The following is a 4323-nucleotide window of genomic DNA, read 5'->3' on the forward strand; positions in this document are numbered from 1 at the left end:
CCCGATAAAAAAATTTTCACCACCACAGATGAAAGAGGTTTCCTTCCCCACACCCCACACCCCACACCCCACACCCTACACCCCACTTCCCCACTTCCCCACTTCCCCACTTCCCCACACCCCACACCCCACACCCCACACCCTCTTTCAACTCAGGAGGCTCTAAGTAACTGATAGCTGATGACTGATATGATTGGTGTGACTGTTTTCAAATAGGAACATGAATAGCCGATTGCCGGGAGATAACAGCCAATTAGATAGCCAACTAGATTCCCTTGTAACGACGGTGACAGCGATCGCCCAAGAACAGCAGGGAGATTGTAACGGTTTGTTAATGTTGCTGCGAACTTTAGAAAATTTACATCGGCAAATTCGCGAGCAGATGTTCGAGCCATCTTTACCCAATACCCGTAAGGACTTATACGGATTACTCCGGGATATCGAGGAAACCGGGGGATGGCCCTATATAGAACGGATGAAGTTACAAATGTTAATGGAAAAATTATTAGCCAGTGAAGTCGGCGCGCTCGATTCGGCGGCAAAAACCGATGATCGAGAAACCTGAAAAGGTATTGGGTTTTTAGGGTGTTAGGGTGTTGGGGTTTTGGGGTTTTAGGGTTTTAGCTGAAATTCCCCATTTCCCCATTTCCCCATTTCCCCATTTCCCCATTTCCCCATCTCCCCATCTCCCCATTTCCCCTATCCCCCCATTGCCTATCGCCAAGGGGTACGGAGCGGGTTACAGTATTGGGAAAATGGATATTTTAGGGGTAGTTCGTAAATCATGACCACCGTGAACCCGATTAAATTTGGAACCGATGGCTGGCGCGGGATTATCGCCGCCGATTTTACTTTCGATCGAGTCGCTCTGCTCGCTCCCTTGGCGGCTCAGGTTTTAGCGGATAATTATGGTCAGATCACAGGTTCGCGGACGATGATCGTCGGCTATGATCGGCGGTTTATGGCGGAGGATTTTGCTCAAACTGCGGCGGAATCGCTTCAAAAAGCCGGTTTTGATGTGCTTCTCTCCCAATCCTACGCTCCGACTCCCGCTTTTAGTTGGGCAGCTCGATCAGAAAATGCTCTCGGTGCGATCGTGTTAACCGCCAGTCATAACCCAGCCAAATATCTCGGTTTGAAGGTTAAAGGTTATTTTGGTGGTTCTGTCTCGCCGGAAATTACCCAACAAATTGAAGCTTTATTGTCTAATCCGCCGCAATTTAACGCAGCTGCTGGTAAATTAAGCACTTTTGAGCCATGGTCAGGTTATTGTCAGGGTTTACGCCAAAAAGTTAATATTGCCGCTATTGCCAACGCGATCGAATCGGGACAACTAAAAGTTTATTCCGATGTCATGCACGGTGCGGCGGCTACCGGTTTAGAGCGTCTTTTGGGGGTGGGGATCACGGAATTACGCGGCAATCGCGATCCTTTGTTCGGTGGCGGCTCTCCAGAACCTTTACCGAGAAATTTGAGGGAAATCATCGATAAACTGGCTCACAGCGCAAATTTAGCCCCTTTGCGAGTAGGTTTGGTCTTCGATGGGGATAGCGATCGAGTAGCGGCGATCGATGGTCGGGGGAATTTTTTAAGCACCCAAAATCTCATCCCGATTTTAATCGAGCATTTAGCCGGCAAAAAGGGAATGAGAGGGGAAATTGTGAAAACGGTGAGCGGTTCCGATTTAATCCCCAAATTAGCCAGTTTATACGGTTTATCGGTCTTTGAAACCCCGATCGGTTATAAGTATATCGCCGATCGAATGTTGACCACTCCTGTGTTAATTGGTGGGGAAGAGTCGGGAGGTGTCGGTTATGGTACTCACATTCCCGAACGGGATGCTTTATTATCAGCTTTATACGTTTTGGAAGCGGTGGTAGAATCGGGCCAAGATTTAAGCGATCTTTACGCGCAATTACAGGATAAAACCGGGTTTCATTCTGAGTATGATCGCATTGATTTACCCTTAGCTAATATGGAAGCTCGCAATCAGTTAATTACTGCTTTGGATAAGGAACCCTTAAGGGAAATTGCTGGTAAACAAGTGACTGATTGTAATACTATGGACGGTTATAAATTCCGTTTAGAAGATGGCAGTTGGTTGTTAATTCGCTTTAGTGGCACCGAACCGGTTTTGCGTCTCTACTGTGAATCTTCAACCCTCGATCGAGTTGATGAAATTCTCGCCTGGGCAAAATCTTGGGCTATCTATATCTAATAGAAAACGGGTTTCTTGAAGAAACCCGTTTTCTATTTTAAACGGGGATGAACTAGGAAATTTTCAGCCCGCGAATCGCATAATCTAATAATTCGATGGGATGAATAACGGGTGTATCTTTTCCCTGTAATTGTAGATGTTTTTTAATTTGTAGGGAACAACCCGGATTAGGAGAAGCAATCACCGCAGCCCCAGTATTTAATAAATTGCGTACCTTCTGCTGACCTAATTCATCGGCAGTATCTGGCTGTAGCATATTATAAACTCCGGCACTGCCACAACACAAGGCCGCATCGATAGGTTCTTTTAAGTTAATATTGGGGATTTTTTGCAATAATTGCCGTGGTTGCACGGAGATTTTTTGTCCGTGTAAAAGATGACAGGCATCTTGATAAACTAGGGTTAATTCTGTCTCGGTAATCGCGGATAAATCAGCAGTTAAACCCACTGCGGCTAAAAATTCTTGGGCATCGCGTACTTTAGCCACAAACTCCTTAGCCTTATCTTTATATTCAGGATCATCGGCTAAAATATGATGATATTCCTTGAGAGTATGACCACAACCCGCCGCATTGATAATAATATAATCAACCTCGGTTTCTGCGAAACTATCGATCATTTGTCTGGCTAAACTTTGTGCTTGTTTTTCCTGTCCTTGATGTGCGGGTAAAGCGGCACAACAACCCTGGGTTTTTGGGATAACCACTTCGCAACCATTGGCAGTTAAAACCCGCACTGTTGCTTCATTTACCGGCGAGAAAAAGAGGCGCTGCACACAACCTAAAACTACTCCCACTCGATAGCGTTTTTCAGTTTGGGAGGGAATAACATCGGCATAGTTTTTAAACAAAGAGGCCAGGGTAATTTTGGGTAAAATTGATTCCATCGCCGCTAGACGGGGAAAGAGCATTTTTAAGATACCCGATTTCCTGACTAGGGTTTGTAATCCCAGGGTTTGATATAACCAGAGGAAGGGTAAAAATAATTTGAGACGGAGGGGATAGGGAAAGAGATTAAAAATGAGAAAACGAATAATTTTATCTTTAAAACTGCGGGGTTGATTGCGTTCCACTTGCGGACGAACTGCGGCGATTAATTGATCGTATTGTACTCCCGATGGACAAGTACTAACACAGGCTAAACAACCTAAACAAGTATCAAAATGTTGGCTAGTGGTTTCGTCTAAAACTGCCTCCCCTTTATTGATGGCATTCATCAGATAAATTCTGCCCCGGGGGGAGTCCATTTCTTTGCCAATGACTCGATAACTGGGACAGGTAGATAGACAAAAACCACAGTGAACACAACTATCGATTAATTCTTGGGCTGGGGGATTCTTGGGGTCAAATCCTTGATTTTTTTGGTCGATTAATTCTTGAAAGTTAACGGAATTATCGGAGGTTTGCATGATTTTTAATTAGATTTTGTTAAGAAAGCGTTCAGGACTAAAAATACCGTGAGGATCGAATTTAGTTTTTAGGGTTTTCATCATGGTAATCGCGTTACCTGTATAGCCCCAAGGTTCAATTTTTTCTTTTAGTGATGGAGGTGCGGTTAACACAGTTAAATAACCCTGATTGGCACTGCATAAAGAGCGAATTTTGTCAAGATTTTCCTCCGATTTTAAGATAACTTTACCCACCCCACTACTAATATTAATCGAGGCTAGTCCGTTAATTTGGTCGATAACTAGAGCTAAATTGCTAGGTAATAATCCTATTTTGCCGAAAAAATTGCCCTCTTGGTCATAATTATCGATTGTTTTTCGGTATCTTTGCCCTAGAGAAACTTCTGCCTCATCCCGATAATAATTGGTCTGACAGTCTAACTGTTGTCCTAAATAACTCACCTGTTGCGATTGTTCGCTAATACTTTCGGGAATGCTTTGAAAACGCAGCAGTAAAGCGACTTTTTCCCCTAATCCTAGTGCTTGCGTCATCCCTGGGTTTAAACATTCAGCCACAGTGGGAGTTAAGGCCGATTGCCGAATAACTTGACTCAATTTGCTAATATTTTCGCTATTTCCAGTGATGATCAGGGTTTCTGAGTTAGCGGTTTCGGGATACAGTCGTAGGGTAATTTGATCGATAATCCCTAAAGTGCCG

4 protein-coding genes are annotated in these 4323 nt (G+C 44.2%); 2 read left to right on the forward strand and 2 right to left on the reverse strand.

Annotated features, from left to right (window positions below; all coding sequences use genetic code 11):
* The first annotated feature begins 220 nt into the window (after positions 1-220).
* Together PX636_RS10515 and PX636_RS10520 are read left to right on the forward strand one after the other, a co-directional pair.
* Positions 221-565 carry a hypothetical protein gene (locus PX636_RS10515; protein WP_004162734.1) on the forward strand — a complete coding sequence of 115 codons (345 nt, stop codon included), beginning with the start codon at positions 221-223 and terminating at the stop codon, positions 563-565.
* A gap of 219 nt (positions 566-784) precedes the next feature.
* A complete protein-coding gene (locus PX636_RS10520; protein ID WP_004162733.1) occupies positions 785-2218 on the forward strand; it encodes a phosphoglucomutase/phosphomannomutase family protein in 1434 nt (477 codons plus the stop codon).
* A 52-nt stretch (positions 2219-2270) separates the two neighbouring features.
* On the opposite strand, the gene PX636_RS10525 is transcribed toward PX636_RS10520, so the two are convergent.
* On the reverse strand, positions 2271-3626 hold the full coding sequence (locus tag PX636_RS10525; RefSeq protein WP_288117074.1) for a (Fe-S)-binding protein: 1356 nt from the start codon (positions 3624-3626) through the stop codon (positions 2271-2273).
* Positions 3627-3635: 9 nt separating this feature from the next.
* Positions 3636-4323, reverse strand: a 688-nt coding sequence (locus PX636_RS10530) for an FAD-binding oxidoreductase (RefSeq protein ID WP_502882875.1), incomplete at its 5' end; no start/stop codon positions are given.

This window comes from Microcystis sp. M53598_WE2 (genome assembly GCF_030067735.1).
GTDB classification, from domain to species: domain Bacteria; phylum Cyanobacteriota; class Cyanobacteriia; order Cyanobacteriales; family Microcystaceae; genus Microcystis; species Microcystis aeruginosa.